This is a genomic window from Vibrio sp. 1978, assembly GCF_033344345.1.
In genome coordinates this window covers 1-686 of the sequence record NZ_JAWPOP010000490.1, presented here as the reverse complement: position 1 = coordinate 686, position 686 = coordinate 1, and the positions used below count along the sequence as shown (strand labels likewise).

General features: G+C 49.6%; 1 protein-coding gene. It reads left to right on the top strand.

The features are described from left to right. Positions 1-686, top strand: a 686-nt coding sequence (locus tag R8N49_RS27400) for a TRAP transporter large permease (RefSeq protein WP_318190488.1), incomplete at both ends; no start/stop codon positions are given.

Genomic DNA, 686 nt, shown 5'->3' with positions numbered 1-686 from the left:
ACCTTTCTTCATTTTGGCCTCAAGTTTTATGTCAACAGGTGGCGTTGCAAATCGGATCATCCGATTTGCGATTGCCATCGTCGGTTGGTTCCGTGGTGGTCTCGCCATGGCTTCCGTTGTGGCATGTATGATGTTTGCAGCACTGTCTGGCTCTTCACCAGCAACCGTGGTCGCTATCGGTAGTATCGTCATAGCGGGGATGATCAAAAACGGTTACTCGAAAGAGTTTGCTGCGGGTGTTATCTGTAACGCAGGTACTTTGGGGATCTTGATTCCGCCATCGATCGTGATGGTGGTGTATGCTGCTGCGACCGATGTGTCAGTGGGGCGTATGTTCCTTGGAGGTGTGATCCCAGGTTTGCTGGCTGGCGTGATGTTGATGATCGCTATCTACATTGCGGCGAGGATTAAGAATCTACCTAAGCAACCATTCGTGGGATGGAAAGAAACGTTTGATGCAGCCAAAGATGCGAGTTGGGGCTTGTTGCTGGTGGTGATCATCCTTGGCGGTATCTATGGCGGCATTTTCACACCAACAGAGGCTGCGGCAGTTGCGGCGGTGTACTCATTCTTGATCGCGAACTTTATCTACAAAGACATGGGACCATTTGCTGATAAGCAAAACACCAAACCAGCGATAGTCAAAGTGATTCAGACCTTTGTGCATGAAGACACTAAGCATACCT